At 62.7% G+C, this 15794-nt stretch carries 11 protein-coding genes; 1 reads left to right on the top strand and 10 read right to left on the bottom strand.

Annotated features, from left to right (window positions below; all coding sequences use genetic code 11):
* Positions 1–166 precede the first annotated feature (166 nt).
* From ACH54P_RS35900 to ACH54P_RS35875, 6 genes are read right to left on the bottom strand one after another with little or no spacing between them, the layout of a single operon-like run.
* Entirely contained in the window at positions 167–967 is an 801-nt protein-coding gene (locus ACH54P_RS35900; RefSeq protein WP_489907736.1) for a recombinase zinc ribbon domain-containing protein, read from the bottom strand.
* A gap of 16 nt (positions 968–983) precedes the next feature.
* On the bottom strand, positions 984–2102 hold the full coding sequence (locus tag ACH54P_RS35895; protein WP_489907735.1) for a recombinase family protein: 1119 nt from the start codon (positions 2100–2102) through the stop codon (positions 984–986).
* Entirely contained in the window at positions 2051–2257 is a 207-nt protein-coding gene (locus tag ACH54P_RS35890; RefSeq protein ID WP_489907734.1) for a hypothetical protein, read from the bottom strand. The genes ACH54P_RS35895 and ACH54P_RS35890 overlap by 52 nt, the downstream gene beginning before the upstream one ends.
* On the bottom strand, positions 2254–2784 hold the full coding sequence (locus tag ACH54P_RS35885; RefSeq protein ID WP_489907733.1) for an XF1762 family protein: 531 nt from the start codon (positions 2782–2784) through the stop codon (positions 2254–2256). Before ACH54P_RS35885 ends, ACH54P_RS35890 begins: the two co-directional genes overlap by 4 nt.
* Positions 2775–3209 carry a hypothetical protein gene (locus ACH54P_RS35880; protein WP_489907732.1) on the bottom strand — a complete coding sequence of 145 codons (435 nt, stop codon included), beginning with the start codon at positions 3207–3209 and terminating at the stop codon, positions 2775–2777. Before ACH54P_RS35880 ends, ACH54P_RS35885 begins: the two co-directional genes overlap by 10 nt.
* The gene (locus ACH54P_RS35875) at positions 3206–3844 is read right to left on the bottom strand and encodes a hypothetical protein (RefSeq protein ID WP_489907731.1); all 639 of its coding nucleotides are present in this window, start codon (positions 3842–3844) and stop codon (positions 3206–3208) included. The genes ACH54P_RS35880 and ACH54P_RS35875 overlap by 4 nt, the downstream gene beginning before the upstream one ends.
* Positions 3845–4005: 161 nt before the next feature.
* On the opposite strand from ACH54P_RS35875, the gene ACH54P_RS35870 reads away from it, so the two are divergent.
* Positions 4006–4176 carry a hypothetical protein gene (locus ACH54P_RS35870; RefSeq protein ID WP_489907730.1) on the top strand — a complete coding sequence of 57 codons (171 nt, stop codon included), beginning with the start codon at positions 4006–4008 and terminating at the stop codon, positions 4174–4176.
* Positions 4177–4289: 113 nt separating this feature from the next.
* Here the strand turns inward: ACH54P_RS35870 and drmB are convergent, their stop codons facing one another.
* From drmB to ACH54P_RS35850, 4 genes are read right to left on the bottom strand one after another with little or no spacing between them, the layout of a single operon-like run.
* Entirely contained in the window at positions 4290–6107 is a 1818-nt protein-coding gene (gene drmB, locus ACH54P_RS35865; protein ID WP_489907729.1) for a DrmB family protein, read from the bottom strand.
* Positions 6104–9256 (bottom strand): helicase-related protein, encoded by a 3153-nt coding sequence (locus ACH54P_RS35860; protein WP_489907728.1) that lies wholly within the window; start codon positions 9254–9256, stop codon positions 6104–6106. Before ACH54P_RS35860 ends, drmB begins: the two co-directional genes overlap by 4 nt.
* Positions 9253–10833 (bottom strand): nuclease-related domain-containing DEAD/DEAH box helicase, encoded by a 1581-nt coding sequence (locus ACH54P_RS35855; protein ID WP_489907727.1) that lies wholly within the window; start codon positions 10831–10833, stop codon positions 9253–9255. Before ACH54P_RS35855 ends, ACH54P_RS35860 begins: the two co-directional genes overlap by 4 nt.
* The gene (locus tag ACH54P_RS35850; RefSeq protein WP_489907726.1) at positions 10830–15497 is read right to left on the bottom strand and encodes a DEAD/DEAH box helicase; all 4668 of its coding nucleotides are present in this window, start codon (positions 15495–15497) and stop codon (positions 10830–10832) included. The genes ACH54P_RS35855 and ACH54P_RS35850 overlap by 4 nt, the downstream gene beginning before the upstream one ends.
* Between the last annotated feature and the right edge of the window lie 297 nt (positions 15498–15794).

Genomic DNA, 15794 nt, shown 5'->3' with positions numbered 1-15794 from the left:
CCGGAACGCCAACCGACTGACCTGCCGCGTCACGCTGTCCGGCCCTACCATCGAAGCCGTGCGTCGGACCGCCACCGACGTAGTCACGATGCCGACGACGCCATCACAACGCGTTGACCGGCGAAAAGACGCCACCCCAGACGCGAAAAGCATCGAAAACGGCATCTCAGCCGTTCCCATGCTTGTGGTGCCCCGACGGGATGCCACGCAAACCATCATCGAAGAAGACGTGCTGGGCCAGGGTCATCGTGTGGTTCTCCTCCATCGTGACGGAACTGCCGGTGGCCCGAGCGGCCAGCGGGACCACGTTCGAGCCAACCACCTGCGAAGCCGCGGCCAGGCTCTCGCCAGCGAGCGTCACCCGGCAGGTCGCCTTCTGGGCGACGTGGTCGTAGCGGATCTCTAGCCGGAAGGCCTCGAATAGCTGGCTTGTCAGCTCGTCGGGCAGGCCGTCCAGGCACATGGAGCCGAGTGGCAACGCCTGCAGAAGGCCGGCGTTCGGCGCATGACGAGCTACCTCCTCGGCCTCTTCGAGCTGAGCTTCGAGGCTCGATCGTTCGACCTTCAACTCGGCGCGGCGCTCGTTGATGTCGCGCACCATGTCCTTGCTGACGTCGTCGGCGACCTCGAGGGTTCGCAGGAGGTTCTTGCTCTTGGTCGCGTTGTCGACGAGCGCTCGCTGCAGGGCACGGATGCTGTCCGCGCGACCGCGGCGGTCGGCGTCGTCCAGGTCCTTCAGATTCCGGTCGAGGAGGTCCTGCCGGTACAGCCCGAACAGCCGCAAGTTCAGGAACTCCTCCAGCGCTTCGAGCAGCGAGTCCTCCCGGACCCGGCAGATCGTCGGGTGCCCCTCCGGTCGCCACGCCTTCTTCGGGGCGCACGCGTAGTAGCGGGTGGCGGTCGGCTTGTTGCCGCACATCCGGCGGCCGCACAACGTGCAGTAGACGTAGCTGCGCAGCGAGTACACCTGCTTGGCCTGAGTGTCACGCTTCCGCCCCGGCGACGTCCGCGACCGCTCCCGCAGCGGTGCCACCCTGCTGCGCTTGGACGAACGTCTCCAAGTCGACAAGCGCCTCGTGCTCCGGCTTCGGCGACCACACCCACTCTGACGGCGGATTCAGCCTGTTCCGGCCGTTCCCCTTCCGGGCGCGCCGGTTCCACACCATGTGCCCGGTGTGCTTCGGGTTGGACAGGACTTCACGCACGTTCGAGTACGTCCACACCCCGACGGCACGAGCCGGATCGACCGGGACCGGCAGCGGGTTCGTGGTCAGGTCCGCGTTGAGCAGGTCGGCAATCGCCTGGTAACCGAGTCGTTTCGACACCCGCCACCCGAACATCTTCTGAACGACCGGGCCCTCGACCTCGTGCACCTTGAGCTTGGTCTTCTTCAGCCCCTTGGCCCGCTTGGCGGGGACGGGATGCTTGATGAACTCGGCTCGGTAGCCGTAGCACGGCTTGCCGACGTTGTAGCCCTGCTCGGTGTGGGTCGCGAACCCGTCCCAGCTCTTTTCGAGCATCTCGGTGACATACCACTCGGCAACGCCCTGCTTGAGACGCCGAGTGAGGACCTGCGTCGCGGTCTTCGTCTTCCGCCCGGGTTCGCCGAGCCGGACGCCTTCGTCGACCGCGACCAGCATGACGTCCTGCTGTTCGAGCTGGTGCTCGATCTGGGTCCCGATGTACGCCGTGCGCCCGACGCGGGAGATGTCTTCGCAGATGACGACATCGAACCGCCGCGTCCGACGCGCGGCTTCGTCAAGAAGCTCTTGGATGCCGCCGTCCCGGGGGATGCCGATGTCGAACATCTCGTGGGCGCTGCCCTCGCTGCGCGCGTCGGCTTCCTTGCGGCCGGACTCGATGTCGTAGAAGTGCGCGGTGATGACGGCGTTCTCCGGCAGAGCTGAGACGCAGTTGCGGTACTGCCGCGGCAGCGAAAGCGTGGGGTCCTGCTGGTCGTAAGTCGACGTCCGGCCGATGAAGGCGACGCGGATGACCGTCGGCTCGTTCCGGAACGCGGTCGCCTGGCCGGCGAGCGCGCCGATGCGATCTACACGGCGTGGCCCCGCCCATGCTCGGATTGCTTCCGGGCTGTGAGCCACGCCAACACCTCCTCGATCGCACGCGTTTGCTCCATCGCGATGCGCGTCCCTTCGGGACCGGTCACCACGTGGAGTTCGAAATGGACCTGAGTTCCGCCGGAACTCGCGAACGGCTCTTCGTCGCCGGTGTGCACCTCGGCGTCGGTGTCGCTCACTGTCGAACCTGACCGTTTCGGCCAGCTGTACCAGCTGAAACAGCTGCGCCACAAGAGGAAGCCCCAGACACGATCGTGCCCGAGCTGATCTCCCAGCGAGTCCGGCGTACGCCGTCGACCCCGCGGGACTGGCACGGGCGGGACGTCGTCGTCCATCCCGACCGTGGCCGAAGGTCCGCCACGGGAATCAATCCGGCGGCGCGCAGGCTCGCACCGCTTTCGCCCGCTTGCGTGTAGGTGACGAGACGCAAGTAGCCCATGGCTCGCGCCGCGCGCCATACCGCGCCGTAGAGCTTCGAGTTCGCGTTCGGCTCGCCGACGGTGCAGCTCCGCGTCACCTCTAGCGTGACGCCGTCGTCGAGACACCTGGCGACCGGACGACCGGCGGTCGCCACGCCGACCAGCTCCTCCCCGCGCGCGACACCGACGGCGAACTTCATCCCGCGAGGTGGACGGTGGTGCCGGTGGTGTGCGTCGATGAACTCGCAGGCCTGTCGAAAGGTCAAGGGGACGATCGTCAAGCGCACCGCGACTCATCCCCCATCCGGGGCTGAGCACGCTGGAACACGCGCTTGTCGACCAGCGGCTCGTGAACCATCGGCTCCAAAGTCACCCACTGCTCGGCGGGAGCCGGGCCCGCAGCGGTCTGCCAGTCGGGAACCAGGACCGCCCGCAGCCTGCTGCGTCCGCTGGGATCGGTGACGCGGATGCGCAGCGCGCGGTAGCCGTACGGCGGAGACCCGATCTGGTAACCGGCACGGACGAGTTCGATCATCGCCGCGCGGGCGCGGCGGGTTGTTTCGACGTGGTGCACGGCGAGCGCGTCCCGGCCCTCCTCGGCGACGCCAGATCGCTTTGTCCACAGGTTTGCCCACAGCCGGTACCACCGCTGTGGACGGGTCTCGGCCACCGGTGTGCCAGTGCGTTTGCAGCAGGAGAGGCGAGCGGTCATACGGCTCGCCTCCATCCCGCGTCGGCGGCGCCGTCGACGTCGAGCCGAGTCGGCCGCGGCACGCCGCTTGCCGCCGCGGCAGCAAGCTCGACGTCGTGGGCAAGTCCGAAGACGAGCACCTCGTGGTGCGCCGGGAGCGCGGTCAGCGCACCGGCGGCACGGGCTCGAGCAGCAGCCCGACGGGTAGGGAGCGAGGCGCGGGTGACCAGCCGGCTGCCGCGCAGTCCGGCGGTCAGGGCAACGCACCGCTCGACCGGCGCCAGCCCGGCCGTGGTCGCGGCGGCGATGAGCGGGGTGCCCAGGTCGGCCATCGTGCTGTCCGAGCGCTGGCGCGGTCTTGCGACGATGACGAAGTGGCCGCCTGAACGCAGCAGCGATTCGCCGTAGAACGGTGTCGCGGCGATGTCAGCGGGCGCGGACTCGACCGGGTGGCGGGGTGGACCGTTCGCAGACTCCGGCTCCATTCGCAGGGCGGTCAGCACGAGCCCGACTCGCCCGATCAGGCTGGCGACCCAGGCGGTCGTGAGGACCTTCGGACGGGCATCGAGGACCGATCCGTCGCGCCACGCGCCCGCAGTCTTGGCGGCGGTGACGTTGGCGCGGGCAAAGGACCACCACCGGGTGCGGCCGGTCAAGCCCAAGGCGTCCGGTCGGCGCGCAGCGCCGCAGTCAGTACGGTCCCGCACCGCACTCAGGATCGAGAACGAGGTCGCCGAGTCGGCTGCGAACGGCGATCGGAGGTCAGGGCAGCCACGTCGCCGGCGTCCAGCGGTGATGGCGCTTTCGGGACTTCGGCGTGCAGGACATCAATCTGACGAGCCCGGCGATGCACACGAGCGGTACGGTGGGCGGCGACGGCAGGATCGTGGTGGTCCTGATCCTGGAGCCGACAACGCTGTCGTGGCAGGACTCGGCAGCGCGGATCACGAACCTGACGCGGGAAGTCTTCTGCCAGTCCGGCCTCTGAGGCACAGCGGGCGCCGACTGCCACGGCGGTCGCCGTCCCGCGGCTCTGACGAGATATACGGAGGGTCAACAAGAGTCGTAGCCATGAGCGACATGATCTCAACTGCCCGGGAATCATCCCTCCAAGAGATCGCTGGATCGCTCCACCGTCTCGATGCGAATACCTTCGAGAACATCCTGGAAGAAACCCGGCGTCTCGTCATCTCCGATGAGCAGGACCCTGTCCAACAGAACATTGGACCGCTCGCACGACGTCTCCGCAACAAGGCAGCAGCCATGACAAGCTGCACGGTTCAAGCTGTTGAAACCTTGCCCGCGACTCTCTCGGCAGAGCGGATCAGCCGAACACCACGCAGCTTCTTCAATGGCCGCAATCAGGGTACGAGCCAGCCTCGGAGCCTCTCCCTCGCGAACGAGGCCACCAAGGGTTCCCTCGGAATCACCGGCAGCAGTATATATGAGAAATCCCGCCTCCGAACGCGGAGCAGTCTCGGCATAGATGCGTTCTCGCAATGAAGCGGAAGAGTAACCAGAAGAGAAAGCGAGTCTTCGCATCACAATGTGAGCCAAGGTATGAAGCAGTACAGATCGAGGAGTCGCTTCGAAAAGTCTGGCACCCATGATACTACGACGTCGTCGCGACTCGAGTACCGCCACCCGGGACCGAACTTCGTCGCGTTGCTCCCATCGAGCCAGAAGGTCCTGATTCAGCGAGATAAATATTCCCTCTCCGAAAGACTCGACAGCCGGCAGCCATCGACCACGTCCCCGTCGTCCCAGATGCACGTCGACGAGGTCCGCATCCTGCGAGTAGCGACGGAACCCGTGCAGCACCCGTATTTCGCGCAACCTGTGCGCAAGCACCACAGCATCGACAGACTCACCTAACCGTTCGATTACCGGAGACGTGTCGGTACCAGCACGGACGAACTCCGTGGCACTGATCACAAATTCCGGCGTACCTACAGGTTCGTCCTCCGATCCGGCAGCCTCGAGAAAGGCGTCCCACTCATCGCTGAGTAGACCACGTCGCGTCTCCCGCAGACTCTCGTCGGGATCGCCGTCCAATGCTTGCCGAACTTGACTCTCATCGATCTCGAGATTCTGCGCGATCAGTTGTATCAAGGCCGACGCCAAGGGTCCATGTGGGGCGCTGCGCACATCTTCGAAATTGCGGTGCTGACGCACTTCCGCAGCAATATCCCGCATACCTTCAGCCGGCTCGGGAATATCCAAAGCGGTAGTCGTATCAGGCAACGTGACGTTGGTCGCGCCTCGTTGCAGTACCTCCAGCGGTTGATCGCACGATGGCATGTTGCGTTGCCACGGCTGCCCTCCCGAGCAGCCTATCCCAATCCTTCCCAGCGCTCCTCGAGCTGGAAGCTCACCCAAATCGCGGAACGCGCCGCACGTACGGCAACGCACGACAAGGCCGGACAGGCCTTCGTTTCCCCTCACCGCCATGTCGAAGATGAGCACATGCCTCTGACAACGACGTTGAGCCTCCGACTCATATGCCGAGTGCGCCCATTTGTCCCAGGGTACGTCTCTGGCATGCCCCTTGGTGGCGCAGACTGCGATAAATCGCATCGGGACCAGCTTGCTCTTGCACTGATCGCACAGGGGCGGATCACCGGTCTCCTGCTGGGTCCGATAATGGTGCATCCTGCGACAACCCTGGCAGAACAGCCAGCGAGGGAACCGCTGGTAAGGAATTCCGGGACTGTGGATCGACGGTCTCGCCGGCACACTCGGCGGCGTACGCAACTCCTGTACTCCGAGACGCTCTTCGAGCCGCTTGGATTTCACCTGCACAGTTCGGTCATATTGCCATTCGCTGATGTCGACGCCCATGAGGGACTCTCCCATCACATCGACGATGGCACCCACACCGAAGGGCGAGACGGTCTGACTCAGCCGAACAGTCCTCATCGACGCCCCTCACCGACAGCCAGAATCCGTACCTGCCGGTCGACCGACCGCATCGAGTGCGCGACCGGCCACCCCTCACCCCGCGCACCGAAATCCTTCAGCAAGGTCGCATGTTCTTTGGATTGGTAGTACAACCGCTCTCCCCGCTCGGTGACGGCCGCCGCACGATCGTGCCACTCCTGGGCAATGTGCTGCAGTTCGCGCCTACTTGGTTCAGCTTCGTCCTCATCGGCCCGGCGAGCCGCCTCGGCCAGCCGTTCGAAGGCCATCCGAACGACCGGGTCGTCAATGGAGAAGTCACCTGCTTGCTCGTTGCGCCGGAGCCCGACCCCATGCCGGATGAGCATGACGAAGGCGGCGCGCAGAGATCGCTCTCGGGAAGCCAGCGACCAAGGCGTAACGCTCGTGGGCTCCACATAGCGGTAGAGCGATTCGTGGTAGGCCCGGAACGACTCGTAATGAGACCGATCCCGCGGTTTGGTGGCGCGGAGGAGAGTTACGACCAAGCCGGGGACCACGGTGGAACGACCAACCCGACTGGTGGCCTGGATGTACTCGGACGTGGTTTTCGGCTGTCCGTTCATGAGCATCACCCCCAGTCTCCCGATGTCGATGCCGACCGACAGCATGTTGGTTGTCGCCAGGACATCTACGGAGCCTCGCTGTTCTGTACTCTGTTCCAGGCGGGTGATGATTTCGGGCAAATCATCAGCGTGGACGTTGCTCGTGAGCTCCACGACGCCGTCGCCTCGCAAACTACGGGCAGCAGTCGCTTCTGTGCTGCGCGCCTGCAGCATGGTATCGACATCGTCTCGAATTTGCGTTACCGTCCGCCCGAGTTCACGGAGACTGTTGTGGTAGATGACCAGCGTCCAGTACGCATCCAATGCCTTGCCGGACAATCCCAACACTGTGGGCGCTTGGAGAATCGCCACACTGCTCAAGATTGTTGCTGAGGCCTGCGTGAACGCCTGCGGCATCAGACCGACGTAGAGCCTCCCCGCGCCATTCCTGTCAGTACGGGCGAAATAGTTGTCATCCGCGTCCAATCCACTGGGCGGGAAGAGCTCGACCGAACCGCCGTACAGACTGCACACCTGGTGGTCCGCGGCTCGAATCGTGGCGGTGGACGCCACAATCTTGGGAGTTCTTCCATCCCAGGACAGCAAAGCATGAACAGCGGCCTCGTAAAGTGCAACTGTGGTTCCCAACGGTCCGGACAGAAGATGCAGTTCGTCTTGGATCACGAGGCTCGGCGCATCAAAGGGAACGGCACCTCTTCCGAACACCGTACCCGCGTCCTTCACCCAGGGCAGCCGAGCAAGCTTGTCCACGGTCGCCAAAAGGAGCGTCGGCGGATCCGCGAAGATCTGATCGTCGACCACGCTGACCGGCAGAATGTCGTGGAAAAAACATTCCGGATGCGGACAGAAAAGTTCGAAATGATTCTTCGTGGCCCTGACGCCGTATGCCGGATTGGGCCCGCCTTCGACAGGACTCGGTCGTCGACTCTTGGGCAGGATCAGCGTTCCACACCATGGACAGTTCTGTAACTGAAATGGATTTTTCGGCTTCTGCGCAAGGAACACCTCCTTGACCGCAGCAAACGCTTCGCCATAGTTGTTCGGCGTGGTGTCGCCGCCCACCCACAATCCAATACTGAAAGACGGTAGACTCTGCAACTCGAGGTGCTTGCCTCTGAGCTGCTCCAGAGCGCAGATCAGCGTCGCCGCGCGCTGGAACTGTTGACTGGTCAAAAGCCGGAGTGTGTAGCGGGTGAGCACCGCTGTGCCACCCCCGCGCACACCATCCACAAGCCGCCTGCGGATCATTTCGAAAGCAGCAAGTCCGAGGTAGGCTTCTGTTTTCCCACCGCCGGTAGGGAACCAGATCAGATCGACGACGCCCCGGTCAGCGTGCGAACCATCGGCGGTCGAAGCGAGACTCAGTAGTTGGAACCCGAGCTGAAAGTGGTACCAAGTAGGGTTGTCGACAGTCGAGTCTCGGGCCATCAGCGGCGCACCGAGCTCGCCGGGATGAGTCCTCACGTGTTGCGATTGGAGCACCTGTTCGCACATCGCCGCATTGGCGAGACGGAAGGCCAGAAGGCATTTGGCGTCCTCGTGCAAGAGGTCGATCCCTGCGTACATCCGCTTGACTGCCCGCCGCATCCTGCGAAGGATGCGGTCAACGGCAGGCATATGGATCTGCTCCAGGAATTCGGACTCCCGCTCACGGTCTACAATCCAAGCCTCGTACCTACTGACGAATTCTTTCAGGTGAAAAACAAGAGTCTCTGTTTCGATAGACTCGTCTGCCAAATAGGACATGCGTAGCACTTTGCCCGCGTCGGAAGGTCGAGCGACGCCTGGGACGATCTTGGTCGGCAACATCTCTGTGCGCACTGTGCGAACTTCGCCGTCAGAGCCTGCGAGCCAGTCGACGGAGCATCCATGACCGATCCCGTAGATACGTCGCCGCCGATACATCAGCCGCAGTTCCTGGTCCTCCGGATCGTCAGACAGGTCGGCGCTGCTCGGGTAAGGTAAAATTCGACCGTCCTGCACGTGACAGACGAACCCGACCTGGAATAGACACTGATCGGTAGGAGGCGGCGATTCGGCCTCGTCGTGCTCAGCCAGATTTTCCAGCGCAACAGTGACCAGCCAGGCCGCCTTCGTTCGACGCCAGACGCACACCAACCTGGCCCGGTTGTCGAAAAGATCGACTGTGTTGTCGTCGAGGCTGCCTTCCGCGCTGAGGACCACCTCATCGCTCCACGGTCGGCGCGACCATCGATCGCGCCGTGTCGTCGGGTCCTTTTCAGGCAGTTTCTCGTAGGTGCCGGCAGTTATCTCGCAGCGCAGCTCGGGTCCGTCATGCAGGAAGGAAATGGCTGCCGAGGCCGGATGCCAAATGTTGGCCATCTCGATGGGTTCGTCGAGTTCCTCGTCGTGGGCGTCCTCACCGAGAGAGTCCCCATACAATTGCTCAGCCGCAGGCCCCTTGGGGTAGAGCGTACCGACGAGGTAAGTGTGTTCAGGTTTGGTGTGGAGGATCTCTTCATCGCCTGAAGCAGGACCCAAGTATTGGTCGCGCAAGTAGCCGAGCAGATCCTCGCGAACGCCGACCGGATCGCGGTCTGTCATGGCTTCGCCCTTTCGCCACCTTGTTCGATCTGCCGCCAAGCTGTTTCGCTGACGGCCAGCCACAGGCTGATTCTCGGCCGCGTCATCGCGACATACAGCCGTGCCGCTCGGACCGGGTCGGCAATACCGTCGACGTCGACAATACAGACATGGGCTACCTCGAGCCCCTTGATCTGAGGCGTGGTGACGAGGCGGGCAACTCCTGACCGCCCCTTCCCCGGATCGACCACGTTCTTGAGCCGTCCCGCTCGGAACGCCCTTGTTCGCAGCGCGGAGCTCTCTTCCGTGCGATCCCGAAGAGTCACTACGGCGACATCGGCCAAGTCCACGTCCTGTTGCCGGAGCCCGCTCAGCTGCGCATCCAGCAAACCAGCCTCTTCCTCATCGTCACGATAGCGCTTGTAGTCGACGGCGGGTCCCGCTCCTGCTCTAGCCACTCCGACGTCGGCTCCGGTGATCAGTTGGGTCTGCAGCACGATCGGCGATGTATTTCGGCAGTTGTAAGGCAAGCTGATTGCTACGGCACCGGCCGCCAGCTCGTCGAATGTCTGCTTGTCGAACGAGCCATCGACGTTGGCCTGGTTGTTGGGGTCGCAGAAGACCCGCCAGCGGCCGGCCGTCCATCCTCCCTGGACCAGGGCATCGAGCCGCAACACCGCATCCACGTCCATGAGGTCCTGAGCCTCATCAACCACGAGGACATCTCCTGGTGCCGTTCCGTGCAATTCCGACAACGCACCACATACAACGCCGGTACCTACAACGCTGTCGCGCAACACGCCGGCCAAATGCGGGGACCGACACGTGAGCACGACGTTCCAGCCGGAAGCTGCAGCACGCCGAGCCGTCTCCACTGCAAGCAGAGTCTTGCCGGACCCAGCGCCTCCGGTGCACACAATCCGATCGTTGCTCTCGGCACCCAGGAGCAAGTCGTACTGTCGTTCGGCCAGCCGAACGTACTCCTGCTCCAGCCCGGCGGCCCTAGCAGCCAAACTCGGCACCCGGTCGAAGTCTGGGCGCAACACCGACAGCAGCTCCGTGCGAGCACCGCCTCGCACCGGGTGCCCGAGACGCTCATGGGCGAAGTTACGGGCGCGTCGCAGAGCCTGTTCGACACCGCGGACACTCATGGTGCGTGGTCCACCGTGTTGTTGCGGCGCCCATTCCATGTCCGGGTCGAGTTCCTGGTCCGGAGTCAGTACGAGAAAGCCGAAGGCCACATCGAGGTGCGGGCGCGTGTTCAGAAGACGGCGTTCCAGCGCGAACATAGCGGAGGACGCCTGCTCGAAAGGACCTTCGCGCTTCTCGTGCGTCTTGCCGTAGCGATCAGTGAAGGTCCACAAACCTTCTCGGCGGCTGACGCGTCCGCCCTTCACCTCGACGACCAGTACGGTGTCATCCCAGACGACCACGAAATCCATTTCGGACATCCGCTTGTACTCGTGTTCCGGCAATCTCAGCGAGTACAAACAGGTGGTCGGTACACCGAGATCGGCCTGCGCCATGAGTTGGGCCACCCGCAGTTCCGCAACGCTGTTCACCCGCCCGAAGCTTTCTGGAGCCGGGATCATCTTCATGCTTCTGGTCCCCCCTGTCGTTGCCATAGATAGTCGAAATCCCTGAACGCCAGGCGCTCACCGAACTGGCCGAAGGTGTCCGCAACGTTCACCACGAGACACTCGGCCTTACCGCCGTTCGCGGGACCGCGCAGTCCACGCCCGACCATCTGTATGTAAGCGTTGGGACTGAAGGTAGGACGGGCAATATACAGCGCCCTTACGGCGGGCACGTCGAAACCCTGGGTCAATACGTTACAGTTGGTGAGCACCCGGATTTCACCACGGCGGAATCGCTCGATGCTTCGCCGTCGTTCATGAATGCGAGTGGTGCCGCTGATCGAAGCCGCAGGGATCTTTCGCACTCGCAGGAGCGCTGCCAGGACCTGGGCCGACAAGACCGAGGCAGCGAACACCAAGACCGGCCAATCCGACGGCAGGCTTGTAATGTGTTCGACCAGTCGCAGGGTCCTCTCCTCGTCACGACCGAGTCGCTCCAGAACATTCGACGGCAGCAGACGCGTGCGTTGAGCGGCCTCGGCCTCCTCCGGGTCGAGGACCACTGCACCACCGTCAAGGACACGGTGCTCCACCCGTGAGAGGACTTTCAACTCCTGAAGCTTGCCGTAAGGGTCATCACCTAGGACGTCGAGCATCGTGTCGCCGAACCGTCTCGCCAGCCAGCGGGTCATCTCCTCACTATTGCCCTTGAACGGCGTGGCGGTCAGCCCGATCAGGGGTCTGGCCGTGTGACCGACGTCCAGCCCGAGCCAAGCCAGGAGTTCAGTGTAGTCTTTACCGGTCGCCTCGTGCGCTTCGTCGATCACGACTGCAGTGGGTTCTGCCAACCAGGCGTAGTCCGGGTTGTCTCGGCTCGCGGCAAGTTTCGCGTCGGTGGCCACGACGACCATGAGTTCGTACTCTCCCTGGGCTATTTCGTTGCGGCCCCATAGACGGCAGATCCGCATCGCGCGGCCATCGCCGAAATCACGCCAGATTGTGCTCCACGTCTGGACGGCCTGCTCGCAGAGCTCCTCGCTTTGGGCGACCCAGAGCAAATGGCCTGCGAGCCCATCTTCGATGAAAGCTGCCGCCAATGCCTGCACCGTCACTCGTGTTTTCCCTGCTCCCGTAGGCAGAAAAAGCAGCCCTCTGCCCCCGCTGGCGACGAGGCTCCGAATCTTGTCGACCAACTCCTGCTGATACGGATGGAGACCACCCAGTCGGGGCGGACCGAGCACCGTCAAGTCAGGCTCAAGGTGCGAGCCGCGCTCCCCGGCGTACTCGGATGGGAAGCCGAGGCTACGGACGAAGCCCACCGCTGGCGGACTTCCTGCCCAGCGATCGGGTACCGGGAAGCCCATGGCCTCGAGATCGTGGCGAAATTCGTGCAGCACGTCATAGCCGTGCACGTCCAACAACAGACGTGCGACCTGCGTCGGTCCTCTGTCGTCTTCGAGTTTGCGGACGGTGTCCAGTAAACCAGTAGGGAGTCTGGCCTCCATTTTCTCCGCATCGAGCAGGTGCAGCAGCTTACGAGCGTGGTCACGTTCACTTCGACACAGCGCGATCGACCTCTTCACCGCCTCGCTTTGCGAATCCTCGAGGATCCGGGCAATCAAGCTCGTGGTGAGATCGATGTGAAACTCGGCGGCTAGTCGCTCGATCAGCTCTTCGTCGTCGATGTCTGCGCGGTGGTAGACGACCTTGCCGTCACGTAGCACATCTACCGGCTCCCGGTCCGATCCGTCCGGTCCGGTAATCTGTCTGAAGAGATCCCCACACTCGACCAGCTCCACATCGTCAAGTGTCCCGTGCGCCAGCGGTCGAAGGCCTCGATAGCGGTCGAGGACGACAACGGGCTCGGCTGGTTTCTCCGAGAACACCTCCACTTTCAATCGTGCGGACGCGAAATTACAGCCCCACTTGTCGACCAACAGCGTGGCGAGTTCGTCGTCGGAAACAGCGATGTACGCAGAACGCCGTTTGGAAAGGACGCGATGCTCGTCCTCGTTCCTCGCGACCAGAAGGTCTCCTCGAGGTACCCGGCAGCCCGAAGCACCACTGATAGCCGGCAAGTATTCCGGCGCGTCCTTGCTGGGCAGCGTTCTGGCCGCCTCCGCCACGAGGAAACCCAGAGACCACGCATTCCCATCTGACGGAACTCGATCAAGGAACTCGCGCCAAACTTCGACGCTTATGTCCGCCAGGGCAGCAGGTAGCGACAGCTTGTCAGCAGCCTCCCACTCGACAACGGGCAAGTGCGGCGCATATGCCGCGAGCGCCCGAGCCACACTGCTCGCCGCCGGGCGTGGTCCCCACGACGTGGCGAGCAGTCCGTATTCTCCCGCCGCCCATACCGATGGTGCAAGAAACTCCATTGGCGGGTACGATCTTCGATTGACGCGTCCGAACTTCCATTTCACGGGAACATCAAGCTGGAGAAGTGCGCGAGTCCAACCCGTGCATGCATCGACATCGCCGGAGTCACGGAACCTTCTGAGAATGTGTAGGGGCCCAACCGGAGTGCTTTCAGTAAAATTCAGTTCTTTTTCGGGCGGTCGTCCACGCGCCGGTAACGTCGAAGAGTACTTCGCGCGAATACGCCGCAGGTATTCAAGATTGGTCGAGTCGTGCGCCAAGGCACGACTGATAACAGGTTGCGCGGCGACTCCGATCCTTTGCAACAAGGCAAGGCTCAGATCGCGATGAAAGTCCTCATCCAAAACCATGGCGGGATTTTGAGGTCGAACCGTACCGGCGATTACGACCTCGTCCGAGAAGTGCCACCACCCGTCCCGGCATTTGACTTTGAGCCTGCGCCCCTCTGCCAGATAGTTTTCCAGGTGCTTCTCGGCAGTTGATTCTTGCACGTGAGAGACAAGTCTCCAAAACTCACTCCACTCGGCGCCACTCCACTTCTTGATAGCCGCACTGGTGAGCTTGGCCAGCTCATGACCGGGATCGACGTCGTCGAGGCCAAACCCACGAAGGATAGGTTCGACATCCGGAAGAGCCAAAAGAGATTGCCGTACAAGGCTGATCTGAGCCTGGCCAGTCAGGATGTCACCACGAAGAAATACGTTGCCTGTCGCATTGAGTGCCCACAAATGCCCATTTTCATCCGGCAGTATCTTCGCCGACAGGAACCGGTTTCGGGTTTCGGGATCTTTCGTAGATGCGACCACTCGGACAGCGGATGCGCATTGCTCATCGCTCGCAGCACCGACGATGCGTTCGAGCCAAATCGGTGCATCCAGTTCGACGGTGGCTGCGCGCGCGTCGTCGGCACGGATCAGAGTTCGCAGTTTAGCTTGTCGGATGGATCCTCGAAAGCACTGGATGTGGGGAACCGACGAGGGGCCACCCGGTGCCGAATACCAGACAGCAAGCATATCCGGGTCGAGTCGAATCCGTTCTTGGTGTGGAAACCATAGTTCGTCGACCCGGCGAAGAACTCCTTGACGATCTGGAACACAGGGCCCGGCGGCGACCAACTGAGGAACACGTTCGGTCAGGAATCGATCAGCGAAATTAGGTGCCTCGCGGCCGCGCGCCGGCAAGTAGTCGAAGTGCCGTGCAGGGTCAGTCGAGCTGCTGAGCTGCGGCAGGCCGTCAGCCACGAGAGCTGCGATCGTCTCCAGTATCTCACGATTGAAACGGCCTTGGAGCAGGCTGGTGCGGTTGTCGTTGATCTGCCACGGTGCGTTCACGATTCCGCGCAGTGACGTGGTCTCTCCGAGGGGATAGTACGCCCAGAACCGGCCCAATACAGTGCGGTCCGAGTTCAGCGGCGCCGCCCAAGTCACCGTGACCGTCTCGCGTCGGATCGCATCGCCGACCTCCTGCAGCGCCTCGGGCGACGAACTGTGCGATCGTTGCCACACGCGCCAATCCGCCGACTCGCCCCCCTGAGTCTGCAGCCGGCGAACGCCGGCGGCGAGAACTGTGCACCGGTGTTCCCTATCGATGAATGTGTCGTCCGGTCGCCCTCTCACGATCCGCAGTGTGGACACTTTCGGCGTAAATAGGAGGAACTCGAGAGGGAAATTCTCAAGATCGCTCTCGATTCGGTCCATGTGTGCTGACAACGGTAAACGGACGACGGTAGTGGCCCAGGTGATCAGTTCAGCCAACACCGTATCGCGGCGAGTCTCCTCCATCACGTCAAGATGGGCCGGCATACGCAAGATCGGAAATCGCGTGGCAGTCGGATCGAGATAACGCAGTTCTGCGGCCGCCCGAGCCGCGTTGAAGTCAAAGCTGACCGATCTACTGAAGACTGCCGGATTATCGGTAATACCCAGAACCGACTTGAAGCCGAGACCGAACCGGCCGATGGCGTCGTCACGCTTGTCACTAAGGAACGCATGACAGACGGCCTCAAGGCCCTGCTTACTGAACGCTTGCCCCTCGTTCGCACAATATAATACACCATCGACGAGGCGTACCTCGATTCGGCCTGGTCGGTCTATGTATTGCGCATCTGCAGCATTCTGAACCAGTTCGATAATCTGACGTCGTGAATAACCGCCAGTCCTGTAGCTGTCCTCCTGGTTCGCATGCTCGCCCAGGTAAAGTCTATCGGCTTCGTATGCCTTGAGGGTATTGACGCGGTGTTCCTCGATCCAGCGGACAAGTTCAGGGTCCTCATGGTGCCACGTACTATCCTCGGTCACGGACACCTCCAGCCACCGCCGACCGCAACGATTGGCCCCTCACGCTACGCGACGGCCTCCGAGACCAGCTACAGCAATTTCGAACCCACAGGCGTGCAGGAGTCGAGAAGATTGCATCGAGAGCCCGCGATCCAGGCGCCATCGCGCTTAACTCCCGGTTCGAGACGCGATTCGGCCACCGACTCTGCTCGCGCCAGCCATCGCGACGACGATCGAAGCAGCCCGCCGCACTATCCGACTGCATACAGGCTAAGGAAAAGTTCGGAACTGCAGGCACGTGAGACATCGCGTGAGAGACTACCC

This window comes from Amycolatopsis sp. N2S4-7, from assembly GCF_058119595.1.
Note: the sequence above shows the minus strand (reverse complement) of the source record. Positions and strands in the feature narration are given on the sequence as shown.

Bases quoted from the DNA above. Each gene is read 5' to 3' on its own strand.
- drmB (WP_489907729.1), bottom strand. From the start codon at position 6,107: ATGAGGACTGTTCGGCTGAGTCAGACCGTCTCGCCCTTCGGTGTGGGT.
- ACH54P_RS35860 (WP_489907728.1), bottom strand. From the start codon at position 9,256: ATGACAGACCGCGATCCGGTCGGCGTTCGCGAGGATCTGCTCGGCTAC.
- ACH54P_RS35880 (WP_489907732.1), bottom strand. From the start codon at position 3,209: ATGACCGCTCGCCTCTCCTGCTGCAAACGCACTGGCACACCGGTGGCC.
- ACH54P_RS35855 (WP_489907727.1), bottom strand. From the start codon at position 10,833: ATGAAGATGATCCCGGCTCCAGAAAGCTTCGGGCGGGTGAACAGCGTT.